The 24,678-nt window shown below is 64.6% G+C and carries 17 protein-coding genes; 4 read left to right on the top strand and 13 right to left on the bottom strand.

All coding sequences use genetic code 11. From position 1 onward, the window contains the following. Window positions 1-39: 39 nt before the first annotated feature. Window positions 40-615, top strand: coding sequence for a YkvA family protein (locus BM125_RS15695; protein ID WP_092409692.1), 576 nt, complete (start codon window positions 40-42; stop codon window positions 613-615). Between the two features lie 93 nt (window positions 616-708). Here the strand turns inward: BM125_RS15695 and BM125_RS20310 are convergent, their stop codons facing one another. The 3 genes from BM125_RS20310 to BM125_RS15680 form a co-directional block, all read right to left on the bottom strand. After that, entirely contained in the window at window positions 709-2,286 is a 1,578-nt protein-coding gene (locus tag BM125_RS20310) for an RDD family protein (protein WP_175498131.1), read from the bottom strand. A 136-nt stretch (window positions 2,287-2,422) separates the two neighbouring features. After that, window positions 2,423-3,781 carry an RDD family protein gene (locus tag BM125_RS15685; RefSeq protein ID WP_092409690.1) on the bottom strand — a complete coding sequence of 453 codons (1,359 nt, stop codon included), beginning with the start codon at window positions 3,779-3,781 and terminating at the stop codon, window positions 2,423-2,425. Between the two features lie 71 nt (window positions 3,782-3,852). After that, on the bottom strand, window positions 3,853-5,133 hold the full coding sequence (locus BM125_RS15680; RefSeq protein ID WP_245778948.1) for an acetyl-CoA C-acetyltransferase: 1,281 nt from the start codon (window positions 5,131-5,133) through the stop codon (window positions 3,853-3,855). A 72-nt stretch (window positions 5,134-5,205) separates the two neighbouring features. Between BM125_RS15680 and BM125_RS15675 the strand changes: the two genes are divergently transcribed. Beyond that, window positions 5,206-5,925: a 2OG-Fe(II) oxygenase gene (locus BM125_RS15675; protein WP_092409686.1), complete on the top strand. Its 720-nt coding sequence runs from the start codon at window positions 5,206-5,208 to the stop codon at window positions 5,923-5,925. Between the two features lie 9 nt (window positions 5,926-5,934). On the opposite strand, the gene BM125_RS15670 is transcribed toward BM125_RS15675, so the two are convergent. Further along, entirely contained in the window at window positions 5,935-6,861 is a 927-nt protein-coding gene (locus BM125_RS15670) for a hypothetical protein (protein WP_092409684.1), read from the bottom strand. A gap of 176 nt (window positions 6,862-7,037) precedes the next feature. Between BM125_RS15670 and BM125_RS15665 the strand changes: the two genes are divergently transcribed. Beyond that, window positions 7,038-7,742, top strand: coding sequence for a hypothetical protein (locus BM125_RS15665; protein ID WP_139225060.1), 705 nt, complete (start codon window positions 7,038-7,040; stop codon window positions 7,740-7,742). 79 nt (window positions 7,743-7,821) lie between these two features. On the opposite strand, the gene BM125_RS15660 is transcribed toward BM125_RS15665, so the two are convergent. The 6 genes from BM125_RS15660 to BM125_RS15635 form a co-directional block, all read right to left on the bottom strand. Then, the gene (locus BM125_RS15660) at window positions 7,822-8,295 is read right to left on the bottom strand and encodes a GNAT family N-acetyltransferase (protein WP_092409680.1); all 474 of its coding nucleotides are present in this window, start codon (window positions 8,293-8,295) and stop codon (window positions 7,822-7,824) included. Continuing rightward, a complete protein-coding gene (locus tag BM125_RS15655) occupies window positions 8,292-9,641 on the bottom strand; it encodes a hypothetical protein (protein WP_092409678.1) in 1,350 nt (449 codons plus the stop codon). Before BM125_RS15655 ends, BM125_RS15660 begins: the two co-directional genes overlap by 4 nt. After that, complete coding sequence (gene ntrC, locus BM125_RS15650) at window positions 9,638-11,038, bottom strand: nitrogen regulation protein NR(I) (protein WP_092409676.1); 1,401 nt, start codon at window positions 11,036-11,038, stop codon at window positions 9,638-9,640. Before ntrC ends, BM125_RS15655 begins: the two co-directional genes overlap by 4 nt. Continuing rightward, the gene (locus BM125_RS15645) at window positions 11,035-12,054 is read right to left on the bottom strand and encodes a two-component system sensor histidine kinase NtrB (protein ID WP_092409674.1); all 1,020 of its coding nucleotides are present in this window, start codon (window positions 12,052-12,054) and stop codon (window positions 11,035-11,037) included. The genes ntrC and BM125_RS15645 overlap by 4 nt, the downstream gene beginning before the upstream one ends. A 321-nt stretch (window positions 12,055-12,375) precedes the next feature. Next, entirely contained in the window at window positions 12,376-13,500 is a 1,125-nt protein-coding gene (locus tag BM125_RS15640) for a hypothetical protein (RefSeq protein WP_092409672.1), read from the bottom strand. Further along, complete coding sequence (locus tag BM125_RS15635) at window positions 13,497-14,114, bottom strand: ImmA/IrrE family metallo-endopeptidase (RefSeq protein ID WP_092409670.1); 618 nt, start codon at window positions 14,112-14,114, stop codon at window positions 13,497-13,499. The genes BM125_RS15640 and BM125_RS15635 overlap by 4 nt, the downstream gene beginning before the upstream one ends. Window positions 14,115-14,197: 83 nt before the next feature. On the opposite strand from BM125_RS15635, the gene BM125_RS15630 reads away from it, so the two are divergent. Continuing rightward, window positions 14,198-15,379: a Druantia anti-phage system protein DruA gene (locus BM125_RS15630; protein WP_217647894.1), complete on the top strand. Its 1,182-nt coding sequence runs from the start codon at window positions 14,198-14,200 to the stop codon at window positions 15,377-15,379. On the opposite strand, the gene BM125_RS15625 is transcribed toward BM125_RS15630, so the two are convergent. From BM125_RS15625 to BM125_RS15615, 3 genes are read right to left on the bottom strand one after another with little or no spacing between them, the layout of a single operon-like run. Next, the gene (locus tag BM125_RS15625; RefSeq protein ID WP_092409666.1) at window positions 15,365-20,830 is read right to left on the bottom strand and encodes a DEAD/DEAH box helicase; all 5,466 of its coding nucleotides are present in this window, start codon (window positions 20,828-20,830) and stop codon (window positions 15,365-15,367) included. The genes BM125_RS15630 and BM125_RS15625 overlap by 15 nt on opposite strands. Further along, entirely contained in the window at window positions 20,827-21,903 is a 1,077-nt protein-coding gene (locus tag BM125_RS19935; RefSeq protein WP_139225059.1) for a hypothetical protein, read from the bottom strand. The genes BM125_RS15625 and BM125_RS19935 overlap by 4 nt, the downstream gene beginning before the upstream one ends. Next, on the bottom strand, window positions 21,900-24,635 hold the full coding sequence (locus BM125_RS15615; protein WP_139225058.1) for a hypothetical protein: 2,736 nt from the start codon (window positions 24,633-24,635) through the stop codon (window positions 21,900-21,902). Before BM125_RS15615 ends, BM125_RS19935 begins: the two co-directional genes overlap by 4 nt. Window positions 24,636-24,678: the final 43 nt, after the last annotated feature.

Genomic DNA, 24,678 nt, shown 5'->3' with positions numbered 1-24,678 from the left:
TCTAGTCTCAGCGCTGGTATTTTCCCCGGAGTGGCACCCATGTCCCTGGACATCACGATTCAACTCGGCGACGACGACCTCGACCACTTTATCGAGGCCATGCAGCGTGCCCAGGTCAAGGCGGCCGGCCTCAGCGCGCAGCAGATCGTCGATGCGGCATCGAAACTGCTGGTCGACGTGCCGACGACCAAGATTCCCGATTTCATCAAGGACCGCCTCGACAAGCTCGACCAGATGCTGCAGCTGGTGGTCGACGAGGGCTACGGCCTGCCCGAGGAAGACCGCAAGCGGGTCCTTTCCTGCCTGGCCTACTTCGCCGATCCGCAGGACATCATCCCGGACAACGTGCCGGTAATCGGGTTCCTCGACGACGCCATCATGATCGAGCTGTGCGTGCGCGAGCTGAAGCCCGAGATCGATTCCTACGGCGATTTCGTGCTCTATCGCAACCAGGAAGCGGCCCGTCGCGGCGTGGACCCGGTCAGCCTGAAGACGCAGCGTGTGGACTGGCTGGAAACGCGTCGCCTGGAAGCGCATGAAGCCATGCGTAGCCGTCGCCGCGAGGGCTACGGCAGCGGCAGCACGTGGGCACCGACCCTGTTCAGGACGCGCTGATCGCGTCGACCCGAGTTCTTCCGCGACCATGAAAAAGGCAGCCCGAGGGCTGCCTTTTTCGCTTGCGCCGTGGCGCGGTCAGCCCTGGCGCGGTCAGTTGCAGCTGAACGGCAGCAGGTCGGCGGCCATGCTCGATTCGCAGCGCCAGTTGCCGCCCCCCTGGTAGGTCCACTCGATGCGCTCGATGCGCGCCGCGAACGGAATGTCGGACGAGGACGACAGGCGCACGGTGACGGTGCACTCGGGCGAGATGCCGCCGAGCTGGATCGACTCGATCCAGGTGTTGTTCGATGTCCGGTCTTCGGCCGGGCAGTCGCTGCCACCGTCGGCGATGGCCGCGACTTCGGTCTGCGCCGCGGTCGCATCCATGAACACCGAGGTCAGGCCGGCGCGCACGGCCTCGCGTTCCGCCTCGTCGACGCCCGAGCTGCTGCTGGACATGGTCGAGGTATCGGACGAGCCCATGTCGGGCATCTGGGTGTCGGACATGTCCACGCCCCGCGATCCCATGCCGATCAACTGGCTCATGATGTAGCCCCAGCTTGCGAACATGATGAGGGCCGCGAGGATGGGCAGCGAGTTGAGCACCCAGCCGTACCACGGCATCTTCGGGCGCACGGTCGGCATCGGCCGGCCCGGCTCGACTCCGCGGAAGACGACGCAGGTGGTGGCCATCATGTCGTGCAGGGCCTGCTTGCGCCCGGTCCAGCCGGCCAGCATCCAGCCGATGCCGAACGGAATGATTCCGGTGACGATCTTGCCGAAGAAGCGACCGGTGGCGCGGCCGAAGGTGATGCGCTCGCCGCTGGTGTTGGTGACCTTGATCCCCATGATCCGCTTGCCCGGGGTGGCCTGGTTCGCGCCGCTCTCGAATTTCGCGAAATACAGCCAGGAGCCGACAATGGCGCCGACATAGGCGAGGAAATAGAACAGCAGGATCAGGCCGCCCGGGCCCTCACCCGACATTGCGGCGCGGAAGCTCAGGTAGGCGAGCAGACCGAACACGAGCAGGAACGGAATCGTGAGGATGAGCGAATCGAGGCTGTACGCGGCGAAGCGCCTCCAGAAGCCGGCATGCACGATGCCGCCCTCGGGCAGCATCGCGCCGGCCGCCATCGGCGGACCGGCGGGGGCCGCCGGGGTGGCTGCGGGTGCGGCGGCGGACATGCGCATTTCCGGCGCGGCGGCCGGGGTGGGCGCCGATCGCGCCGGTGCCATTTCCGGGCTCAGGGTATTGAAGGCGACGGTGGCCTGCTGGTCGACCTCGGTAGCTGGCGTAGCCGGCACCAGGAACGGGCGCCAGTCCGAGCTGCCGACCACGGCGACGCTGATGCTCGAGGGCCAGGCGCCGCTGCGCACACGCCCTTCGACGTAGGCGTGCGGCACCGGGCCGCGCGGCGTGCCGTCGACGAGCACGAAGACGTTCTCGCCACCGCCCATGGATTGCAGATCGGTCACCGCGCCGATGGCGGAAGCGCCGTCCTGCAGGTTGCGCAGCTTGGTCAGGTCATCGCTTTCCTTGATCGAAATCGGCGCCCTGGACAGCAGTTCCGCCTTGAGCCGCTCGGGCTCCATGCGGAAATACGCCGCCAGCGCCGGCCAGACTTTGGCCGCGTCGAATCCCGGCAATACGTCCCCGGTCAGGACCAAGGCATGCTTGATGGGTTCCATCGTTCCCTTCCCCGTTTGAAGTCAGTTCGTGGTCAAGGGCGGCGAGTGCGCTCGCTGCCCGGCAGTTTGCCCAGTATCGCCGCCAGCCTGCGGATATGCACGCGCCGCGACTCGCTGGCGGATGTGTTCGCGCCGGTCAGCGGCATTCGGCTGGCAGGTACTTGGAGGCGATCGGCGACGAGCAGGTCCAGGTGCCGTCCTCGGCGTAGGCCAGCTCCACCGCCTGGGCGCGCACGCTGGCCGGCACATCGCTGTCGCTGGCGAAGGTCAGGGTGATCACGCAGTTCGGCGCCGTCCCGGAAAAACTGATCGATTCGACCATCGCATCGCTGCTCTCGCGCACTTCACCGGGACAACCGCCGCCCGCAGCGAGTGCCGCGATGACCTCGGCCTTGGCCGAGGGGATCTCGATCATCGCCGTGGCCGTCTTGGCGCGAACCAGATAGTCGTTGTAGGCCGGAATGGCGATCGCAGCCAGGATCGCGATCGGGAAGATCGCCAGCAGCAGGCAATTGGCGGCCCAGCCATACCACGGCATCGGCGGCCGCACGGTCGGCAGTTCCTCGCCGGGCCTGACCGTGTCGAAGACCACGCAGGTATCGGCAATCAGGTCATGCAGGGCCTGCTTGCGCTGGGTCCAGCCGGCCAGCGCATAGCCGATATAGAACGTGACGTAGGAGACCGCGCCGGCAAAATAGCGGCCGCTGGCCTGGCCGAAGCCCAACCGCTGGCCCTTGCCGTCGGTGACGATCAGGCCCATTGCGCGCTTGCCGAGCGTGGCCTGCGACTCGGAGCTCTCCATCATCGCGAAGTAGAGCCAGCGACCGACGAAGTAGAGGATGATGCCGAGGATCGGGATCAGCATCAGGACCAGACCCGGCACGAACAGGATCAGGCCGTCGATCAGGTAGGCCGCGCAGCGGCGCCAGAATCCGGCATGGATCGCCGCTCCGGCCGGCAACACCCGTGGCACATTGAGGCGGCCGGCGACGCTGTCGGCGACGCGCGCGATCTTCGCCGCGACCGTATCGGCTTCATCCATCGCATCGTCCTGGGCCGGACCGGGCATGGCCGCAGGTGCGGGTATCGGCGTGGCGGCTGACACGGGTTCGGCGTCCAGCGGGCGCCAGTCGGTGCTGCCGACCGCGGCGACCCGGGTATTGGCCGGCCAGGCGCCACTGCGCACGCGCTGCTCGATGTAGCTGCGCGGCAGCGGTCCGCGCGGCACGTTGTCGACCAGCGCGAAACAACTCTTCCCGCCGAGCACGTGGATCTCGCTGGCCGCGCCGAGTCCGGTCAGTGACGCCCGGCGCTTCTCGAGATCGCCGAGGTCATCGGATTCCTTGATCGTCATGGGCACGCGCGCAAGCACGTCGGATTTCAGGCGCGCATCGTCGATGCGGAAATACTTCGCGATCTCGGGCCAGGTGCCAGCGGCCTCGAATCCCGGCAGCAACTCGCCGGTCAGGACCAAGGCATGCTTGCGGTTTTCCATGTTCCCCTCCCCCTGTTGTTGCTTCCCTGGGTTGCCGCCCGCTGCGGACGCGCTCCGGCAACCGTACTTTTTCAGCGCTCCAGTATCGCGGTCACGCCCATGCCGCCGGCGGTGCAGATCGAAATGAGTCCACGTCCGGAACCCTTTTGCTCGAGCAGCTTGGCCAGCGTGGCGACGATGCGCGCACCGGTGGCGGCGAACGGATGGCCGAGCGCGAGGCTGGAGCCATTGACGTTCATCTTGGCCGGATCGATCGATCCGAGTGCCTTCTTGCGGCCGAGACGGTTCTTGCAGTAGTCCTCGGACTCCCAGGCCCGCAACGTGCACAGGACCTGCGCCGCGAACGCCTCGTGGATTTCGTAGAAATCGAAATCCTGCAGGCTGATGCCGGCGGCATCGAGCATGCGCGGCACCGCCACGGTGGGCGCCATCAGCAGGCCCTCGCCATGCACGAAGTCGACCGCGGCCACTTCGGAATGGGTGATCCAGGCCTGGATCTGCAGGCCACGCTCCCTGGCCCATGCCTCGCTGCCGAGCAGTACCGCCGAGGCGCCATCGCTGAGCGGCGTCGAGTTGCCCGCGGTCAGGGTGCCGTGGCCCGAGGTGCGGTCAAAGGCCGGTTTCAGGCTGGCCAGTTTCTCGAGGGTCGTGTCGGGACGCAGGATGTTGTCGCGGTCGAGGCCGCGGAACGGCACGACGAGGTCCTTGAAGAATCCGCGCTCGTAGGCAGCGGCCGCTTTCTGGTGGCTTTCCCAGGCCAGCTTGTCCTGGTCCTCACGCGAGATCTTCCATTCGCGCGCCATCAGCTCGCAGTGGTCGCCCATCGACTTGCCGGTGCGCGGCTCGGCCACGCCGGGGAATGAAGGCGCCAGCTCACCGAAGGAAAAACCCTTGAGCGCGGCCTTGACCTTGTCGACCGGCTTCCTGGCCCGGTTGACCGCGAGCAGGCGCTGCTGCAGGGCGCGGCCGTAGACGATCGGCACGTCGCTGGTGGTATCGCTACCGCCGCCGATGCCGGCCTCGATCTGGCCGCAGGCGATCTTGTTGGCGATCAGGATCGCGTTGTCGAGCCCGGTGCCGCAGGCGCGCGCCGTGGTGATGCCCGGCGTGGTCGGCGCGAGGCCCGAGGAGAGCGTCGCCTCGCGGGCGAGATTCCACTCCGACGCATGCTTGATGACCGCACCGAAAGCGACTTCGCCGAGTTCGACGCCATGCAGCCCGTAGCGTTCGACGAGTGCACCCAGGGTCTTGACCGACATGCCGAAGTTGCCGATGTCGGCATAGGCGGTATTGTTGCGACAGAACGGAATGCGCACGCCACCGATCACACCGACACGCTTGATCGCAGTCACGTCGAACCTCACCTGGGGTTGCCTGGAATCCGCTGCTATTATGCAACGCCTACGCCGTCGGTGCCGCATTGCATGTCTTACGTATTTGACCCCGTCCGCCTGCAGCAGCTATCGGCCATGCAGGCGGACACGTACCGATCGGCGACACCCTACCCTCATGCGGTAATCGATGATTTCCTGCGGCCGGAGTGCGCGAAGGAACTCAGCACTTGTTTCCCTCGACCCGAGGATGACATCGGCTGGGACTATTTTGGCGCCGAGCATTTCGAAGTCAAAATGGGTTGCTCGCACGAGCAGCGTTTCCCGCAGGCCTTGCGTTCGGCGCTACACGATCTGAATTCCGGCCCCTTCGTCGACTTTCTCGAGAAGCTGACCGGCATCGGCCATCTGCTACCCGATCCGCACATGGTCGGCGGCGGAATCCACCTGACCCGCCAAGGCGGACATCTCGGCATCCACGCCGATTTCAACTGGCACGAACGCTTGCAGGCACATCGACGTTTGAATGTTCTGATCTACCTGACCCCGGACTGGACCAGCGCCCTCGGTGGCGAACTTGAGCTGTGGGATCGCCAGGCCAAGGCTTGCCAGCGAATCGTCGAGCCGCTGTTCAACCGCGCCGTGATCTTTTCTACGCGCTCGGACAGTTTCCATGGTCATCCGAACCACTGGAAATCCGCCACGGTCCACCGCCAGTCGATTGCGCTCTACTACTACACGGCGCAAGCCGAAGCCGGTGCCGCGGTGCGACCACCGCATAGCACGCTCTACAAAGGGCTGCATCTCGACTGAATTCGAGAATCAGGCGGGCCCCGCGGGCGGCCCCCCACTGACCGATCGCGATGGCATCGCGACGAACATCAGCGGCGCGGTCGGCCATAGTTGCCAGAACGCAGATTCGCGTCGAAGGCAGCGATCCAGCTCCGCGAGGTATTGTCTGCCGATCTCCTCGGCCGGGCATCCGGCAGGCAGCGTGAGCAACTTCAGCTTGCGTCGGCCAGTGCCGATATCGAACGAACAATGAAACAGCAATACGCTCGCGGCGACCTCGGCCGCCAGGTTCGCCAGGCCCAGGGGAATCCGCACGACGCCGTCGAGCAGGGGCTGTTCGATGGTCTTCTGGTGGGCAGCGGGCGGCAGATCCATCATGCCGACCACGCTGCCGCCAGCGCCCATCACTTCGTCGATGCGACGACGGCTGCCGCCAGTGAATATGATGTCCCGATTGCCATGGCGCGTGATTCCCCATTCGCGGACACGGGCATACCAGAGGGCAACCCGACCGGCACCGAGATCATTGGCATGCGCGCGCCGGGCGATGAAATGGGCCGGCATGCCCTGCTCCTGCAATTGCCGCCAGATCCATTGGCCACCGCCCCAGTGATAGGTGAGCATGACGAACGGGCCCCGCTCGCGCGGCCACTCGCCGTCACGGTCGATATGCCGCGCCCACCAGCGCGAGGAACGCAGGAAGACCAGCCAGGTATCGACGCGTTCGAGCAAGCGCAGCAATCGAAACCGCCATTTCCAGTTTGCCGCGTCTTCCCCGGGGCAGTGTGGAGCGGCGGCCAGCCACGCCTGCTCGATCGCGGCGTTGTGGCTACGATCATGCCTCGCCATGAACCGGAGCACGGCGAAACCGATCCGCCACGGCAACAGGGCAATGAGGATCGGCAGCACAAACAGGTTGATCAGGTCCGCGCCATTGCGTTTCAGCAGATCGATCACATGCAGTGCGTCCAGGGTCGGGAGACGGCCATTTCCGGGGGCCAGTGCGGTCGGGAACAGGCCTTGCGCAATGTTACACTGCGCGCCTCCGATTCCCGTCCCCGCCAGCGCCGAGTCGTATCCTGAATCTTCTTGCTCTCGTTGCCGTGGAATGCGAAGCGCCCGGCGTGCCTCCGGTGCTCGCACTGGAACGCGGCACGGCCAGCATCCTCGCCGATGCGCTGGCGCACGACCTGGCCCGGCATATCCCGGCGATCCGTTCGCTGGACTTCGTTTTCGTCGGTGCGCTATACGACCAGGCCCAGTTGCTGCGGCCGGGCTGGCCCCTGCATGCGGCCCTGGCCGAAGCGCTCGATCGGCTTCCACGAAGTCCGCAAGGCGCGCATGTCATTGCCCTGGGTGCGCATGAAGGGCGGCTGCCGACGGCAGACCTTGAACCGGACAGGGCGTTGCTCGGCAGTCCGATGCTGGTCCTGCCTTGGCTGCTCTCGGGTCCGACCGCAGCACTCGAAGAGGTCGCACCCCGGCTCGAGCGCGAGCTGCTCGAACAGGGCCTGATCGGTGCCGAGCTCGCCCTCGCGCTGGGCGAGGCATTCGGCATCAAGACCGCGCATGCCCGGCATCTGACCACGCTCGATCTGTGCGCGCTGGCCTGCGCCCAGTATGAACACGCGGGACTTGGCGGGTTGTGGCAAATGATCGAAGCAGCCCTGCTCGAACCGGACCAAGCGCAGACGGCGACGCTGGAGGATGGCAGCACCCTGCACTACGAGGCCGGCGACGTGTATTCCGACGCGACCGATCGGGGCCGGCTCGCCCAGTTCCGCGCGATTCTCGGCGCGCATGGGCTGTCCTTGCGGGAGCGCACGGCCGCACACTGAGCGGACCGCCGCCACCAACACGGGCATTCGACTGGGCTGGCATTCCGGTGACGGTCGTCAGCACCGGCGCGGCGTGACCTCAACTGTCAAAGGCGATAAAGCCGGCCTGCAGCAGCCGATAACCGGCATCACTCATGCCAAGTGCTGCATAGGTCGCCAGCGCAACCGTGTTCTCGTTTTCGACGTAAAGGCGCAGGCCGACGACGCCCGGCGCCGCGCGCGCCTGCTGCTCGACGTCGGCATAGAGCGCGCTGAACACGCCGCTGCGCCGTGCTGGCGGGGTCACGTACACGCTCTGGATCCACCACCAGTCGCCGTTGCGCCAGTCGCTCCATTCGTAAGTCACCATCAGGCTGCCGATCGCTTCGCCGGCGCGTTCGGCGACGCGATAAAAGCCGCGCCTCGGTTCCTCGAACACGGCGCGCGTGCCACGCTCGAGTAGGCCGCGGTCGAGGGTCTTGTGCTCGGTTTCGAGGGCCATGGCGGCGTTGCATTCGACCAGGAACGGAATGTCGGCCGTTGTCGCGGCGCGGACCATGATCGCGGGATTCATGGGGCGGCCTCCGGGGCTGGCGCCAGCTCCAGCTCGAAGCGCTCACCACGCTGTCGGTATAGGTTGTCGACCCAGAGCAAGCGGCCGTCGTCGCTGATGCCGCTGGCCCGCGAACCGCTGCGCAGCGAGTCGGGCCGTTGCCCGAAGCGGGTCGCCAGTTCGCGCTTGTCCGCTCCGGCTTCCTTCAGCCAGAGCAGCGTAGCGGCCAGGCGCAGATGTGCGGCCGCATCGAGCAGGCGGGCCTGATAGTCGGGATACACCGGCGCTGCGATCCGGATCAGGATGCAGGCAACCGGATTGGAGGCGCACTCCAGCGGACCCACGGCCGGCTCGGTCTGCTCGAGCAGGTGATCTTCCAGCGCCGCTTGCTGCGCCGCGCTTGCGCACCAGGCCGTCGCATTCTCGGCCCGCCAGTAGCGGTATTGGGCATCCGCGAGCAGCGCCCGATCATCACTCGTGGACGTTTCGCGATCCGCCCCGGCGCCGGTTTCGGGTTGTTGCATCTGCTTCAGCGAGGCCTCCATGAAATCGAACTCGCCGATCATCGGCGCGCACAATGACACCTCGTCGGCCGCGACCGGGGCCAGGGCCGCGTGGCATTCGGCGGGAATGGCGTCGCCGGGTTCCTGCCGCGCCAGCATTTCGGCCAGCAGATGCAGGGCGGCATCGCGTTGGTTGATGGCGATCATGCTGTAGATGAGGGACGGGTTATCGCGGCCGAAGCGTCGCCAGGCAGCCAGGTTGCGGCAGGTCCCGGCCAAGGCTTGCTCACGCTGGCCATCCACATGGGCCAGGGCCAGGGCTGTCAGGCGCAGGCGTTGCGCACTCGCACGATAGGCGATCGGCATGCCAGCCAGTGGCTGAAATTCGCTGCGCAGAAAGTCGAAGTCCTCCAGTTGCGCGGCACGCGCGACCAGCCGCGCGTGCGCCGTGAGCACGTTGCGCGTGGCCTGCGGATCCATGCGGACCCTGGCCAGACATCCCGGTTCCTGCATCTGGCACAACGCGGCCGAATCGGGCTTGGGTTCGGCCAGGCTCGGCAGCCGCGACGAGGGAATTTCGTCGATCGCACTGGCCAGATGGGCGTGGTCCAGGGCGAACTTCACATCCTCCCGCGCCGTCGCCTCGATCGCCTCGTCCGGGATGTCCTTGTTGAACAGCAGCATCCAGGCAAAGGCATTGCGGCCGGCCGGTTCCGGCGTGCCCGCCTCGACGCGCGCCAGCGCGGCCTTCTGCGCCTCGCTCGGTCCGCGCCAGCGGAAGTAGGCGATATTGAGCAGGAACAGGGCGACGACAGCGACCACCAGCCACAACACGGCCTTGAGCACTTTCCACATCCAGATCATGGGTCCTTCCTCTTGCGCGAGCTGCCGAGCTTGCGGGTCAGCGTGTTGCGCCCCACGCCGAGCGCCCGGGCGGCGTTCTGACGATGACCGTCATTGACCGTGAGCGCAACCTCGAGGAGGACGCGCTCGAACTCGGCCAGGGCGCGCGCATGCAGGTTCTCCCCGTCGCCTTTCAGCTCCTGCTCGACCCAGTCGGCCAGGGCCGCGCTCCAGGCCGGTCGCATCGAGGGTGCATGAGTTCGCAGCTCGGCAGGCAGGTCACTGACGCCGATCTGGCGTCCGCTGGCGAGCACGGCCAGGCGTCGGCAGACGTTTTCGAGCTGGCGCACATTGCCCGGCCAGGCGTATTCGCGCAGCGCGCCGAGCGCAGCGCTGGCGAAGCGTTTAGGCTCGAGGCCGGCCTCGACGCTGGCCTGGGCCAGGAAGTGTTCGGCCAGGCGCGGGATGTCCTCGCGCCGCTCGCGCAGCGGGGGCACGCGCAAGCGCAACACATCGAGGCGATGCAGCAGGTCGGCGCGGAATTCGCCGCTGGCCACCTTGGCTTCGAGGTCCTGATGGGTTGCCGCGATCACGCGCACGTCGGCCCGGATCAGCTCTCGTCCGCCGACCCGATAGAACTCGCCGGCGGCGAGCACGCGCAGCAACCGGGTCTGCAGGGCCAGCGGCATGTCGCCGATCTCGTCGAGGAACAGCGTGCCGCCATCGGCCTGCTCGAAACGCCCGGCGTGACGCCGGGTGGCGCCGGTGAAGGCGCCGGCTTCGTGGCCGAACAGTTCGGATTCGAGCAATTCGGAAGGAATGGCCGCGGTGTTGAGGGCCACGAATACCTCGTTCGAACGCGGACTCTCGCGATGCAATGCGCGCGCGACGAGCTCCTTGCCGGTGCCGGTTTCGCCGGTGACCAGGGCATTGAGTCCACTCGCCGCGACGCGCCCGATCGCGCGAAACAGCTCGCGCATGCCGGCGGTGTTGCCGATCAGTTCGGCTTCCGGGCTGGGTGCTGCCTTGCGGGCCGGTGCGGCTTCCTGCGCAGACTGCGCGACCGCGCGTTCGGCCATGTCCACGGCGGTGTCGAGGTCAAACGGTTTCGGCAGATAGTCGAAGGCGCCCTGGCGGTAGGCCGCGGCCGAGGTCGCCACGTCGGTGAACGCGCTCATGACGATGATCGGAAAGCGCGGCGTGTGCGCGGCGAGCAGGGTCAGCAGCTCGAGACCACTGGCGCCGGGCATGCGCACATCGGTGAACAGCACATCGGGCGTATCCGACTGCAGGGCTTCGAGCAGCGATTCGGCGTCGGCGAACTCGCGCGGCTGCAATCCGGCGTCGCGCATCGCCGCGCTCAGGACCACGCGAACACCGCGATCGTCATCGACGATCCAGACGTGCGATTCGCTCATGGCGACAGCTCCAGTGGCAGCAGCAGGGTGAACGTGGTCGCGCCGGCCCGGCTGCCGTGGCGCAATTCGCCGCCATGCTCATGAGCGATTTCCCGGGCCAGGGCCAGGCCCAGGCCGGTGCCGTTCGGGCGACCCGAGACCAGGGGCTGGTACAACGTTGAGGCGATATCGGCCGGCACCCCGTGGCCGTCGTCGATCACGTCGACCCGCAGGACGACCCGGCGCAGGCGCTCGTTGAGGCGCACGCCGAACTCGACCCGCGTGCGCAGCGTCAGCGTCGTCGCCTCGGCCTCGACCGCGTTGCGCGCGAGGTTGAGGATCAATTGATACAGGCGATCGCCGTCGCCGATGGCCAGCGGCAAGCTCGGGTCGTAGTCGCGGCGCACGTTCGGTGCCTCGGCTTCGGCCGCGATGAGCAGGGCGACCCGTTCGAGCAGTTCATGCAGATTGAGGCGCGTGAGACGCGGCTTGCCGCGGGCGCGCAGCAGGCGATCGGCCAGTGCGGTCAGGCGGTCGCTCTCGCCGATAATCAGATCGGCCAGTTCGCGCAGCTCGTCGGTGTCGACCCGGCGACCGATCAATTGCGCCGCACCGCGCACACCGGCCAGCGGATTCTTGACCTCATGGGCGAAGCCGCGCAGCGATTCCGAGAGCAGCGGCGATCCGCGCTCGCTGGTGGCGCTGTGCGGATGCAGCTCGAGCAACAGGTGCTGGTCGCCGAGCGGCGTGAAAGCGATGTCACCAATCAGGTCGGCGTCGGCACTGCTGCGGACCGCCACCTGGCGCAGCACCACGACCTGCTGGTCGGCGAGCGCCCGTCGGGCCGCATCGACGATGCCGGAAGATCCCGGCTCGATGACCTCGAGCGATGCGCCCTGCCAGCGCAACATGCCGGCTCCGAGCAATTCGGCCAGGGCCGGATTCATCCAGGTGAAATGCAATTCGGTGTCGAGCCGCGCCATTGCCGTGACGCACTGTGCGAGCACGTCCTGCGCCTCGCGATCCGCGAATTGCATTAATGTGGTGCGATCTTTCGCCATTGCACTACATTAGAGCAAAATGCTGCCGCTCGGGATATTGGGCTTACAGCGCATGAGGCTGCAACTGTCCGCATCCGTTAACTCTGTCAGTGGGCGCGAAACCCTGTCACTGACCCTAAATCGTGTCACTGGCTGCATTGGCCTCTTGCCAGCAGCTGTGTCGTTGCAATTCTAAGTGTTGTCATTGGCGCCCAACTATGTAATCAGGCTGCAAAAAATGCCGAGAGCCCCCAGTGAGAGCCAATGTGGCTCACTTGCGTATGTGCAAAAGCAGTACACGCAACCCGGCGCCAGCGTTCAGGTCTGCGGTCTCAATTCAAGGTCGAATTCAGGCCCGAGTAGCTTTTCCGGGTCTTCATCAGGCGTGAGCCCGAAGCGGGTTTCGCGCGCTCGGACGACTTCGGCCTCCGCCAGGCGCGCTTCCTCCCGCGCCAATTGGTCGAGCAGACCGGCGCAGAAATGGCGATAGCTCGCCGGCACCGGCAGCATCCACCACGGAAGCCCGGCGCAGAACTGCTCCGGATACTGCTGGATAAACCCGCTTGTGTACCGATTGACTATGTCAACGGGTGCAGGAAATCGCCCCAAGAGTGCGTCTTCGTGCTCGTGCAACGGATCCTCGCCCACATGCAGCCAGAAGCGTGGGTAGGGCACGCCCCCCATGACCCCTTTCAATGGATCCGCGCCGTCATAGAAGAACCTGGGTGCTTGAACCTTTGGAACCTGTGCAGGCATCGACCGCGCATTCAGGTTCTCGCCGTACACACCGCTCAGGACATGGGCGAGTTCCAGAGAGATGGCGAGCCGACGCGGCGAAGCGAGAGTGCCAATGCGAAACCCAGTGTCAATTGAGGGGCCGATAAAGTCGCGGACGAATCCAGCCTTTCCACCATAGTAGGCCGCAAGACGCACCTGATTGGCGTTGCCCAGATCCTCCGGCTCCTCCAATTCCTCGGACGTCACGCGCAAACCGACCTCGCGATTGCGCAAGGGAAAGTCAGCCAGCCATGCACTTGATTTTACGTCGAGGGAGGCGTCTTCCTTTGTCAACTCGTCGCGCATCATGTTCAATGCTTCGATCCAAGCGTCCACGCAGGAGGCCACCTGCCACGGCTGTTCGACCCGCTGGGTGAACACGACCTCGTCTCCAATCGTCTTCCAAAGCTGCGGCGGTTCGTCCCCGAACAACTCTGTGCGCACGGCCGGATCGGACGCGCGCGCTGCACGCGACTGCCATTGCTTTAGGAAGTGACCCTCCGCATCACGATAGAAGCGCATGACGACGCTGAACCAGCGTTCGGAGTCTGATTGCCGCTGTTTGTACGCTGTCGATCCGACGATGTCGGCGCTCAGGAACAGACGCATACTCGGGCGCAGCGACGTCCGTACGGCCGGAATGACGTGGTCGGCGAAAAAACTCATGTGCGCAAGTTCAACGAATCAGCTCGAAGCTGGACAGCTTGCGAGGACACGCCGAAGTGCTCGGCCAGGGCGAGGTCGTTTTTCTCGAAGTCCTTGAATTTCTCCTTGAAGATCGCCGCGGGCATCAAGAACGCCGCCGCAAACCAGTTGGCCTCTTTTTCTGCCTGTTCAGGAACCGGGAGGGATACTCGGAGGAACTGGATGGTGCGTCGGTTGCGCTGCCGCTGATAGAGATAGTGCAGGACATAGTGGCCCAGCATCTGCGCAATGGTGAATCGATCGCGAGCCCGACTTGTCCCGCGCGGCAAGCAGATTGCGAAGCCCTCGGGTTCTACGACTAGGTAGCTCGGAGTCTCCTCGCTCTCGCTGTAGCAAACTTCACCACCGAGACGCTTGATGACGTCTTCCAGCGAAACACCCGGGAGGTACTCGACTTTGCGCCGCACCGTCTCGGCGATAGCGGAAATGTCCGACCGCGGCAGATCCACCGCTGTCGGCGCTTGGTAGCGGGAGAGGTTGGAGTCAGTCATCTTCCCCGCCCCGGCGTGTAAGTTCGCCATGAATTTATCGACCACGCCGACACTCCGAAGTTGCGCGCCGCCGACGCGAGCCAAGGGGCAAATTCCTGGTCACACCCATGGGGGTCGGTGGGTCGATCGGGCTGGCCAAGCCGAAGCGCTTGCGATACCATGGTCGCATGCATCGCCAACACAAACTGCCCTCCGCCAAAATCAGCGAAAACAGAGCGTTGCCGCCCGCCATGCAGAGGCGGGCGGCAGCCGCGTTGGCGGTCGACATCGAGTCGGCCTGGGCGCAGTGCAGGGTAGCTGTTGCCTCGGGGAACAAGAATTTGGTAAAGGAATTGCACCTGCGAGCCAAGGCGCATGATGCGATTACCGATTTCGCCGCGCTGCGTCGCGTGTTGGACAAGTCTCAGCGATACTTCCCGACGCCCTCGCGCATTGAACCTGCACGCATTTCGCCGGTGGTCGTGCCGGTGGTTCCCAATTCCCTGGAAGAGCGTCTGTTCCGCGTGGCACGCGGTTACTGGTCCATGCCGTATTCGAAGGGATATGGGCGGCGCCTGCGGTTCGTCATCATGGACGAGCACCACGAGGCGCTGATCGGCATCATTGGCCTGCAGTCGCCATCCGCGGACTTGGCGTGCCGCGATCAGTACCTTGGCATGGAGCGCGACAAGAAGCTCGCATTCGTGAACAACACGCTCGACGCGTACACAGTCGGGGCGACCCCCGCCTACGCGCCGTTGTTGGCGGGCAAGTTGGTCGCAGGCTACCTGTGCTCTCCCAAGATCCGACAAGAGTATTGGAGCGTCTACGGAAATCGGCGCACGACCCAGTTGCGCAAGCGTATTCCCCAGCCGTTGCTGGCGATCAGCACGGCGAGCGCTTTCGGTCGCAGCTCGATTTACAACCGGCTGAAATTCGAGAATCGGCTGCTCGCTCGACCGCTCGGCTACACGCAGGGCTACGGCACGGTGCATCTGGAGGAAGTGTATCCGCGCATGGTCGAATGGCTGCAGTCGATCGGCAAGCATGTGCCAGCGGGTTTCGGGAATGGCCCGAAGGTGCGCTGGCAAAACATCATGAACACCCTGGTTAGTCTTCGGTTGCCAATGAAGTTCCTCGAACACGGCATTTGCCGCCAGGTTTTCCTGGTCGATCTGGTGGACAACCTGCTGGCGGTTTGCAACAACGCAGACTTGCCGTCGCCCATTGCATTCGATGATTGCGCGTGGGGCGATTTCTGGCGCGAGCGCTGGTGCCTGCCGCGTGCCCATCGGGATCCGGACTGGCACGAATTTCCGGCCCGAACCCAGTTGCGCGATGCTCTGACCCCACATTCAGTCGATCCTTAGGAATTCGCGAACTCGCCGAGCGGCCTGCGGAAGATTGCGGCGTACGAGCAGTTCGTTGAGGACCAGTTCCTCACCCGCGGGTCCGAGTCGGTGTGCGAATCCATCGGGCACCGCCAGCGGATGCCCGATGTGGATCCGCGCGGTGTCGCTATCGCGCATTGCATCGATCCAGGCGATCCCGGGCTCGGTGGCGAACGTCCAGCCATCGAGCGAACGCTGCAGGTCGCGGACAAGCAATTCCTGAGCGGAAGCCACGCGCGAGGCATTGAACGGCGTGAGGTGACCATCGATGAGGTAGCGCAGAAGTGCGCTTCCAACATGACGGTCGATCTGTCCGTGGTCCGGGCGGTTGCGAAATGTTCGTATGCACCGATAGCACGAGGAGTCGCAATTGCCAGCGCAGCCCTCCAATCGTTGTAGGGCGGCCGCCAGCAGGGCAGGCGTCAGGCTGGCAACCTTGCGCGAGTAGCCGGCACCGCCTGGTAAGGTGTCGTACAAAAACAGCTCGGCTTCTTCGCCTTTGACACCACCCTCCGTTAGCGCGGGTCGGTACTCGGCGACGATTTCGCCGGACTCGATCTCGAGCACGCTTTCGGTGGCTGCCCGCGCCAGGGCCTCCGCCAAGGTTCGCAGTGCCACCCCGGTCACGGATGCCCCAGGCGGCAAGCGCACCTGTTCGCCGAACGAGAGTGATAGCAGTGCCACGTCGGAATAGAAATCCGTACCGAGGACGATGCAGTGGGCGACCGCCCCTGGGCAGTAGGGGTCGTCCGGATCGGGATAGGGCTTGAGGTGATTGGCCGCCATAACGCCCGAGGGCATATGACTGGCCTCGATCAGGCCACAGCGTGCGCAATACTCGAAGCCTTCGTGTGCCGGTCCGGTGTTAGTAATGAGGAGCTGATCGCGCGCCGGAAAGACGCGCACGCGGGGGTTGACGCGTTCCCAGCCCTCAGCTTCTTCGGAGCGAAGCGTCAGCTTGGCACGTGTGGCATAGCTCGGCGGGATGATCAGATCGGGGCGCACGCCGGGCTCGAGGTTCTGCCGATGCGCAAAGCCAGGCGGACGGAACCAATACCGCACCGGCCCCAACGTTTCTTCGCCTTTGCAAGCAGGGCAGTCCAGGGTCTGCTTGATCTCGACTGGGCCGTCTACGCTCCAGCGTTCTGAATAGCCGCAGCGGCGGCACTCGGCGTAAAGGCGCTTGGCCCGCCACGCCTTAGGACGCTCGCCTCGCATGGCCGAATACACGGCACCAGAACGGTACATCTTGTGGTCGATCCACAATTCCTTGCCTGGCGCGTACTGGCTGAGCGCCGCCATCATTCCCTGACTAGGCGAATACTTCAGCCGTGCGCGGTACGAGGTGCTCTCGGTGTTGTCGAACACGTGAAAAGTCGCCACATCGGTTGGAAACGCGTAGCGGGGCAATACTCCTTTGTAAAGCAGGCGGTCCAGCAACATCTTGCTGTCGGCCGTTGGGTGCGGCGGCCTCGATTCCTCTTTTTCCTCAGGAATGTCCGCATTTGCACCAAAATCGGGAATCCAATCGGCGGCCGGTGACGCGTCGTCGGCATCGTCAAATGCCTTTTCGAGCGCAACGATGAGCGTCCCTATCATTCCATCCAACATGCGATCGCGCTTCTCCCCTTCTACATCGGTCGGCACGATGTGTTCCGCTCTCGCGCGCAACGCCGGCTCGTTGCCGCGCAAGAAGGCCTCCAGATCGTGAATGTTGAGCGGTGTTCCATGTGACCTGAAGTTGCCAACTGTCCCCAGCACGGCAAACAGCTGCGCTTCTGGAACCAGCTGCTTGGACTGCAAGTAGGCCTGCAATAGAAAGGCGTGGAGATGCCGCTGGGCGATTTCAGGATTGTCCAGGCTCAGCGTGGGATCCACTACGCGCCCTGAAATCATCTCTGCCGGCTCGGTGAAAAAATGTTCGTCGTGGGTGTCGGAACCAGAGAACGCAATGACGCTTGCCAATGCATTCGCCCGGCGACCCGCGCGCCCGGCACGCTGCTGGTAGTTGGCGCGCGACGGCGGCATGTTGCGCAGTGCAACCCCCGACAGTTGGCCAATGTCGATGCCCACCTCCATGGTGGTCGTACTGGACAGAACGTCGACCGCGGGCAGGGGCAGGCCGCTTTCATCATCGGAAGGCACGATGACGTCCTGGAAGAGCAACTCGTTGCGCTCGCCCTTTGAGAAAACGTCTTCGGGCTCGGCCGCATTGAGCTGCGCGGTGTGCTCAGCGGCAATAAGCGCGAGCGGGCTCGCATCGAGGTCGCCGCGCAGCGCGGCCATGATTGGACGGCGATAGAACCCCTTGCGACGCTGGAAGTATTCGTCGGTGTCCGGATCGAAGGCTGCCACCTGGGGGCTCTTGCACTTCAGGCAAACGGCAACCGCCGCCCAGCGGCGCTGTGGAACTTTGCAAACGTCGCATCGCGCCCACTCGCCTCCAAGATCAATTGAAAGCTGCATGCCAGCGAGGCGGAAGTGTTTGCCGCTCGGAAAGCACAGGCGCTTGGTCAGCCACGGCAACCAGTCCGACTTGAACTTCTTGCGCGCTGTATCCGGCAGCAGTTTGACGAAGCGGTCGAACGCCGCCCCGCGCGTGCGGACCTTGATATCGGATTCGGCGCCGGTGGTGGTCCACTCCGGCGGCATCTCCTTGAGGAAAAAGCCATAGCGTCTCCATTCGCGCACCCAAGCAACGCACAGTGCGTGCTTCTCGGCCGCGGACGTAGCGGCGCCTGCCAGGTCGGGAAGTTTTTCGATCTCGGGCAACAATTCCCGCTTGGGACCTAGCGAGCCTATCGCCAATGCCTCCAAGCCGGTCAATCCGTGTTGGATTGCCTCCACGATAGCCGCGAGCAACGCGACCGGCGGGTCGTAGCCGCTGACGTCAGCCATGATGTTCGCCATGCCGCTAGCACTCGTGTGATCGCCCCGTCGAACCAAGGCGCCTACCTTGTCGAAAATGTCGAATGGCCGGTGCTCTTCACGCGCCGGGCGCAGGCGCACGCCGAGCATGTGGGCCCCGATCAGCGTGGCCGTATAGAGCTGTTGCAAAGACGCGCGGGGATAGTGCGCGCTCAATTGCTGCCAGCCCACGGCCAAACACGCACGGACCGCGTCCTTGGAGGCCAGGTCCTGGAGGACAGGGGCCAGGCGAGCCGCCACCTGGCGTGAATCAGAGAAAACGAGAACCTTGCGCCCGCCTAGTGGCGCAAGCTCCGTTGCTTCCTTGCTCGGCGGCTGCAGCCGCAGTTGGCGGCTGATGAGGTTTTGGAGTGGTTGGTCGCCTTTGGTCTCGTGGTCCTGTACTGGGGATTCGGCGTAACGGCTGCTTTCACCACACGCGCCGCACTTGGAGAACCGTCCTGGCAATGAGATGGATTCGGGCTCGTCATCTTCATCGTCCGATTTCTTGCTCTTCTGAGGTGCCGGAGCGAGATAGACGGTCCGCGTGCGCTCGGTCGGGCGACAGAAATCGATTTCGCCGGTGAGGAGATCAAACGTCGACGGCGTCACATGCTCCAACAGCGGTCGGCTTAGCATCAAGTCAACCGGAAAGAGAGGATCTGCGGTTTCCTGTTCAAATCGCAGGCGTGTCCCGGCTTCTGCCCAGATCATCCTCGGATGGGCGGGCTCGGGGCTGAAGCCACGGGCATAGGCCGTGCCGCAATAGCGGCAGGTGTAGAGCTCCAAGACGATGGCGTTGCACGCTTCGCAGCGCTCTCGCGGCTGGGTGTAAAGACGCCCGGCCACCGTCCCGGATGTGCCCGTACATTTGGGGTCCATGCAGATCCACAGCCCGCGTAGCCCGCGAAAGAACGAATGGACGCGGGCCGGAAGCAGACTGGGTCCATCGTCGTCATCTTTGGCGTAACTCGCCAAGGAGGAAAGCGCCAGCGTCGCGGCCCCGGCGACCGCGACGTCGACGTCGTCGGTGGGGAATACCATCGATGGAAGCTCGAAGGTCGGCTGCGCGTACCCCATCGTAAGGTTAACGAGTTGGTCCAGCGGACCGAACGAAGCCAGGGCGCGATAGAGCAGCCCCGCCGTCCGACCGTCACCCGTTATTCCTTGCAACTTCAGCAACGGCGCGACCACCGCGCGCTTTTGCTGCTCGTTGCCGTGATGAAAGGCGGAAAGGTCCATCCCGGCCAGCAGATGCGCCTCCGCAGGCGTGCCAAGCCGAGCATGCTCGCGACGTGCGAGCCTTCCCTCAACAGGGTGAACCTGCTCGGGTGGCGTATCGGTGAGCTGCGCAGTGAAGGCGACGGCGCCTTCCTTGCTGCTGAAGCTCGCCGTGGAGCAGATCACCTGGAACTGTCTGTTGTCGATGCCCAGTCGATCGCGCAGCCGCCGGACCAGCAGCGCAACTTCGGTACCGGCGGCGCCGCGGTACAAATGCGCCTCGTCGAGAATCAACGTGAATCGGTTGAGGGGAGAGGCCGCGAGCCAGGCGGCCGTACCCTCAAAGATGTCGCGCTCCACCGGACGCATCAGCATGTACTCAAGCATCGAGTAGTTGGTGACGATGACGTCGGCCGGGGCGGCTTGAACTTCGTGGCGAGTGATGAGTTCTGCGTCCGCGGGCAGGGTGACGGCGCGCTTGGGGCGACCCGCGGCGTTTGTCCACCGCGATCCGGGTGCCCCGTACCACGCGGCGACATCGGGTTTGGCGGGCCACTTGCCACGCGTTTTGAGGTCGGTCACCAGCGCAATGGAATCGCCATCGCCGGCCGCGGCCTTTTCAGCCAACGCCACGTAGAAGTCGCCGAATGACTTCAAGCTTCGCTGGTCCCCTTTGGACGTGCGAATGCCGGCGTAGGGCGTGCGGCTGGTGTAGCGCGCGAACCGCGCTGGCCGCCCTGCCCAGGAGGTGAACAGCGAGACAATGCGCGGGTCGCCGAACATGCTGCGGAGCCGCGAAAGCTGGTCATTGACCAGAGCGTTCATCGGATAAAGCACCATTGTGCGAACTGCTGCCATCTCGAAATGATTCGGCCGGTCCCTGGCTTCTGCTGCCAGCTTGCACAGCACGGGCATCAGGAAGGACTCCGTCTTTCCCGAGCCCGTACCTGTCATGATGACGAGGTTTTTGCCCGCTACGGCGCCGTTGGCAATTGCATCAGCCTGGTGCACGTACGGGGGGTTGAAGAGGACCGACTTGCCATGTGAGTTGCGCGTGGCGAGGACCATGAGCGCTTCAAGCGCCGCCGGGTGCAGCCCGGCGATCTGCTCGAACCGCAGCTCTGTGAGGTAACGCGGCGTCGACTCCAGGAACGGCGCTTGGTGAATGACTCCGAGGCTCTCCAAGGAAGTCGTGCGTTGACGTAAGAGATCCGCATCGCTGATGTGGTACGTTGCTTCGATGTAGCCGATCAGCGTGTCGCGCAGCTCTTGGGCCAAACCGTGGATCGATACATCATTCATGCAACTGACTCCGTCGAAGGCGAAAAGCCGAGCGAATCGAGCACCTGCCGGGCTACGAGTAGGGCATCGCGGGGCAGGCAGAAGTCGTAAGGGCGAGCCGTACTAGGTCGGATGCCTCCCAGGTGCAGCAGTCGGGCACGCTCGCGTTGCGGCAGTGGGAAGCTGATCTTGAGGTGGGCGAGGTTTTCGTCGACCTGCACTTGGTAGTGCGCGGGCGCCCCCGCATCGCTGTCGATCGCAAGCTGCAATCGCCACGCCGCATCGCAGCCCCGGTCATCGCGCAAATCGCGAAGCGGAAGGTGTGCAAAGCGCGCCGGTTTGGCGCTGTGGTCGGCGACTATCCAGGCATCGGCACCGAAAAATTGCGGGACGCGCCCAATCTGCAAGCCGTGCGCGGCGGCGTCCTGGCTCCAGCGCCGGTGGTAGGGCGAGTCGCCGCCCGGGGCGAGCCAACGGAACCCCTCAGCACGCTCCAGCCGGTCGCCGCTGGCAAGTGCGACGCGATAGCGCGCAATCAGGGCCTCGCCCTGCAGGCAATGGTCAGCGCGCGCGTTGTGGTCGAGAGCTTCTTCATCCAAGCCAAGCTTGCGCAGCAATTCAGCACTGCTATCCACGTCGTCGCTATGTAGATAGCGCATGGAACCCGCACTGATCATGTCAGCACTAACTGCTCGCGGAATGCACGGCGCGTCGTCCGCTGCCACGCCTCGCAGGTAAATCCGGTGGGGCGCGCGCGCGAAGCGAGGCGCCGTCAGGAAGATAAGCACTGGGGCCTCGTCCGTCCCAGCGCGCAGCCCCACCTGCTCGGTCAGATCGCCACCAGCGATGAGATCATCAACGATTTCATGCAAGGTCGTGGTGGCATCATCGGCCAGGGCGCCGGCTAGGGCGTGAGACGCTTGGGCGACCAACTGGCGACGAGGGCAGGGGGCATGGACGGCCGCCAGGCGCCGAACCACGCAGGCCGCCGTCGTCCACGCAGCGTCTGCGCTAATTCCGATGCGCAGATTGAGCGCCGAATGCAGGGCGGCCAAGGGGCCGTTGTCCCACGCGTGCTGTCGGATTTCGATCATTTCGCGGCCTCTTCCCTCATGCCCAACTGGATCAAACGCGCGCCTCGGATTAATGCCTGCAGAGCCGGGTCAGCAAGGCTTTCGCCCAATAGTCTCAAGTCACGAGCCGATCGCGGGTCGAATACCAGCTGCCATGCCAGCGCGACGCGCGCTGGGTCCTTGCACACCGCGAACTGGTCTGAGGCGCTCAGGAATTTCGTGCGCGCGACGTCGGGATCACGCGATCCACGCAGTAGTCCCAAGACACGGCCGTAATTGGGAACCTTCGGCACGACCAGGTCGTCCAGTTCCTTGAGCGAGCGATGCTTTGCGACCCGCTGCTCGTAGTACGGCCAAGGATCGCGCGCCAGCACGTGGACCAGCTGCGTATGCAGTCCGTTTACCGTCTGGGTGTGACGAGTCTTGGCTAGTCGTCCAAGCATCGGCGCTCCGATCCAGCACGCCAGGCAAGCCAGCAGGCGAAGCGGGTCGCGCTCTTCGATTCGCGCGCTAGCCAGGGCCTCGAAGCCAGTCAGTTGCGCTGGCGGGGAGGAAACCTCCAGCACAGCCTGCGTCTCATGCTGACGGGCCACGTAAAGTCCGTCACACGCCGACATCGCATCGAAAACGCGAGCGAAGGCGATCGGTACTTCCGCGCATGGGGTGGCGCGCGAATGAAACGTGACCTGGGCCGGCACATCATCGTCGGTATGCAGTTGAATGATGAAGCCGGAGCCATGAGGCTTTAAGGCCCAACGCAGCGGTGACGGGAAGACGGACACGTCTTTGCGATGGCTGCCAAAGCGCTCGCTGCTAATAACGAGCGCGGCCTGCGTTGCCCCCAACGCGTGGTACGGCAGTTCGGAATCCCTCGTCGCGGCCTCAAGGTGTTTGTGCCAGTCGGCCCTCGTGATAGGCGGACGGCGGCGCAGGATGGTGTGGCCGTGACGTTCGCCGCCGCCATCGACGATCTGTAAGGTGACCTCGACCACATCTTCGGCGGCCCCTTCGACCGAAAGATCCGCCACGCCGTCCAAAACCTGCTCAAGCGTCGTTCCTTCTGGCTCCACGTTGACGGCCAACGCCTCGGTTGGCAGCACGCCGGGCTGCCAGGCACTGGGGGCGCGCACATGAACATGGAGCAGCGTGCTGGCCACGCGCGTGGTCGTGAGCACTTTGGCCTTGCGCTCCACCGTCAGGGTGTCGATGCCTATCTCGTGATCGCCAAGTGCCAGTCCGCCGATCTCCAGCAGGAAGGCATCAGATGTCGCGGACGGGAGTTCCTGGGCGGCTTCAGAGTCGACCGTCACGCGAAGCGCCGCAAAGTAATGATCCCTTTCAACGCGAAGGAGCAAGGGCTCACCTTGGACATATTCGGCGAAGCCATCCTCCCGCCACACGCGAGGCAACACACCCCAGGGGTGGAGCGCGGTGCGCTGCGCGACCTGGAAGCCGGCTGAGCGAAGTGCGGCTCGGTCTGTCTCCGTCAGGGTACTAGCCAATTCCAGCCGGGCCAGCCGCAGGTCGCCGAGGGGTCGTTCCAGCGTCTTTCCTGGGAGCACTTTCGTGGGGTCCAGGCTACCGACCAGGTAGCTCGCTCCGGACAACAACGTTGGGGTCGACTGCAGCCACGCGCTGCCGTCGTTGCGGATCTTAAATACCCAGTACTCGCGGGGCGCCATCACGCAATCACGGGTAAGCAGCACGGCGTCCGGCGCGTCTGACGGGAAAAAGCGCAGGACCGGGGTTCCGGTGACTGGAAACGTGCCGAGCGGACGCTTGCGCGGCGAGGCATTTAGCAGCTCAAGTGCGCTAAACGCCTGGGTCGGATTCCCAGCGACCGAGAAGCGCAGCCGCTCGAGCGACTTTCTCAGCGCGGGTGCCTCTGCGGCCAAGCCGACGGCAGAGCTGGGATACACGAACGACTGCCATTGGCCGTCGGTGCTCTGCTCGAGCACCAGATCTGGGCTGAAGCGTGGCCTCGACACCGCGCTCTGCTCCGCTCTTGGTGCTGGGGCCGCGAAACGCACCGTCGGACGGCAAGAAGCCCGGGCATCTCGCAATAGAATTTCTGCCTCTGATTTCGAGTCCACATCGGCCACAATCCGCCGGAGTGTCTGCTGGGACAGCGCGTCTTGCTCGGCCTTGGGCTGCAGCAGCATGCGTACCAACGAGCCGACGAAGGCCTCGCGTTGAAGCAACCTTTCGAACCGGTCGCCATGCGGTACCCAGCGGCGGGCGATGGTCTGGCCGAGCTCTTCGTCCGACTTCTCCTCAATGCCAAACAGGTAGTGCCGCGCTGTGTAGATGGCGCGTGCGAGTTGGACCTGCAAATCGGTCGGAAGGATCGCGTGCGTGATCGGCCAAGCGATGAGTCGAAACTGAGCCGCCCACGCACCGCTGGGACGCGCGCCGGCAAACTCCTTGGCGAAGCGCTCAAACCACCGAGCCAAACGCCCGCGGTCGTTGAATTCCCACTCGGGCACCCGTTTCTGCAGACGAGGCCAGTAGTCGGATCCGCTGTAGGAGTAGCCCAGTTCTGTCGCGGCAACGAGCCAAGCCAGCCAGTGACCCTGGCGTGCACCCATTGTCCGGTAGGCAACACGAAGCTGCGATGTGAGTGCGTCGCACTCGGCGATCGACAACGGATGCTCGAGCACGTAGACAGGACCTTGGGTCTTTCGATCACGGCTCGTCTTCAGCGCCACAAAGTGGTCGTGTAGGCGGCGACAGGTCTCTTCCAATGAGCTCATGCAGTGGCCCTCAGCCCTCAGCCGCGCGGACTTGTAAGTGATC

Source organism: Dokdonella immobilis (assembly GCF_900115085.1).
Lineage (GTDB): Bacteria > Pseudomonadota > Gammaproteobacteria > Xanthomonadales > Rhodanobacteraceae > Dokdonella > Dokdonella immobilis.
Note: the sequence above shows the minus strand (reverse complement) of the source record. Positions and strands in the feature narration are given on the sequence as shown.